Source organism: Roseibacillus ishigakijimensis (assembly GCF_016595415.1).
GTDB classification, from domain to species: Bacteria; Verrucomicrobiota; Verrucomicrobiia; order Verrucomicrobiales; family Akkermansiaceae; genus Roseibacillus; species Roseibacillus ishigakijimensis.
The window spans coordinates 1-1,888 of sequence record NZ_JAENIO010000085.1; the positions used below are offsets into that span (position 1 = coordinate 1).

Annotated in this window: 2 protein-coding genes; one reads left to right on the top strand and one right to left on the bottom strand. The window is 58.1% G+C overall.

The features are described from left to right. Window positions 1–71 precede the first annotated feature (71 nt). Window positions 72–272 (bottom strand): hypothetical protein, encoded by a 201-nt coding sequence (locus tag JIN78_RS16625; protein WP_200393123.1) that lies wholly within the window; start codon window positions 270–272, stop codon window positions 72–74. A gap of 111 nt (window positions 273–383) precedes the next feature. Between JIN78_RS16625 and JIN78_RS16630 the strand changes: the two genes are divergently transcribed. Beyond that, window positions 384–1,454: a glycoside hydrolase family 3 protein gene (locus tag JIN78_RS16630; protein WP_200393124.1), complete on the top strand. Its 1,071-nt coding sequence runs from the start codon at window positions 384–386 to the stop codon at window positions 1,452–1,454. The last annotated feature ends 434 nt before the right edge of the window (window positions 1,455–1,888 follow it).

Below are 1,888 nucleotides of genomic sequence, written 5' to 3' on the forward strand. Positions count from 1 at the left end.
CAGAAGCCTCAACACCAACCTTGAAATCGACGAATAAATAGCCAATCTCACGCCAACGACCACCGAGAGTTTTAACGACCTGTGGGACATCCCCCACAAATCCGGCAAATGGAGTGCCCAAAGTCTTGCTGGATGTCGTCTCTCTTGCCCTTGCGGATGCAGAGGTCCACGGCAACTTCGGCAACCGGCTTTCCTGCCGCGTAAAGTTCGAGAGCCGGGGCTTTGAATTCCTCGGTATGGCGCTTGGGGCCTTTTATGACTTCAGTCTTCATTTGGTTAGAGTTAGAACTTGGTCCAAGAAATTACTGCACTTCTTTCAAGCCCCCGACTGACTGACTGACTGCAGCGTTTTCTCAATCCCTATTTCCAGACATCCTTTCGCCATGCTCCCGCTCATCCTCGGCCTCGACGGCCCCGCCCTCACTTCTGCTGATCGCGACCGCATTGCCCGCTGGCAACCGGCGGGCTTCATCCTTTTTACGAGAAACATCGTCGACGCCAGCCAGACCCGGACGCTCACCGACGAATTGCGCGCACTCAGCGATCATTCTCCCCTCATCGGCATCGACAATGAGGGCGGTCGCGTCTGGCGCACGGCCGGTCTGGGGCCCACCCCACCCGATGCCGCGACCTTTGGCCAGAAAGGGGATTTCAAGCAATCCGCCTGGTTCGGCGCTCTCGCGGGACGTCATCTGGAGATGCTGGGCGTGAATATCAACTTCGCGCCCGATCTCGATATCGACCACACTCCGGAGGCGGCCAATGCCTTGCGGGGCCGTTGCTGGGGGCGGGATTCGCAAGCGGTGATTGATCACGCGGGCAACTTCAGCCGCTGGCAGCGCAAGAATGGGGTGCTCTCCTGTGGAAAGCACTTTCCGGCCGGCGGCCGGGCCAATGTCGACCCCCATCACGACCTGCCCGTGGTTAACGAAGGCCTGGAAGACCTTCTCGCCAGCGACCTACTGCCCTACACCGCGCTGGGTCCCGAGCTGGATGCCATCATGGTGGCGCACATCCGCTACCCTGCTCTCGATCCCGAGTTTCCCTCTTCTCTCTCCCGCCGCATCATCACAGATTTACTTCGCAACCAACTGGGCTACGAGGGACTGGTTCTGACCGACGATCTCGACATGGGGGCCATCGCCCAGCGCTACGGACGGGGCCGGGACTTCGAGCTCGCTTGGTTGGCTGGAAACGATCTGCCGCTCCTGTGCCATGAACTCGACACCCTCGACCAAGTGGGCAAGGCCTTCGCAAATGTGCCGATCAGCGTGCGCATCGACATCGATTTGCGGCTGGAAAAGATCCTCCCCAAACTGCCTCCCCCACCAGCTTTCTCCGCAGAAAAACTGGCGAAATGTCACGCCGACCTCTCGGCCTTGACGCGCGAATTGACGGGGGAAGACAGTTTCACGGTCGAGACCGTGACCCAGTCGCCGGTGGAAGATTATTGATTGCGCGACCCCAAGCCTCCGGATGCTGCGAAGTCCGCAGCATCCGCCAGGTGCGGAGGCAAGACAAGAGCAGCCCCAAGGTCAGCAAAAGAAGAGGAAAAATCAAGAGGCCCGCGCGAGCCCGGCCCTCTATTCCGAGCAATCGCAACTTTTCATGAACCTCCTCGACTGGTAATGCTTCCCTTGTTTCATGCGGGGCAAAGACTCCCACCCAACCGTAATACGAGGTATACAGGCACCAGAAACCAATACCAGCGGTGGAAACGACGCCGCAAGCAATTAGGATTTCGGGCATTCGCGTCAGGTTAAGAGCCTAACCGATTCGTAGCCAGCAAATTTGATTGGCAAAAACCACCTTTTTCCCTTGACAAGTCGAGCAGCGCGGCAAGCTCGGTATGTCTAGTAATTCACTTACCGGCTGCTCGAAACTTATT

Coding starts and splice junctions, on each gene's coding strand:
- JIN78_RS16625 (WP_200393123.1), bottom strand. CDS start 272: ATGAAGACTGAAGTCATAAAAGGCCCCAAGCGCCATACCGAGGAATTC.
- JIN78_RS16630 (WP_200393124.1), top strand. CDS start 384: ATGCTCCCGCTCATCCTCGGCCTCGACGGCCCCGCCCTCACTTCTGCT.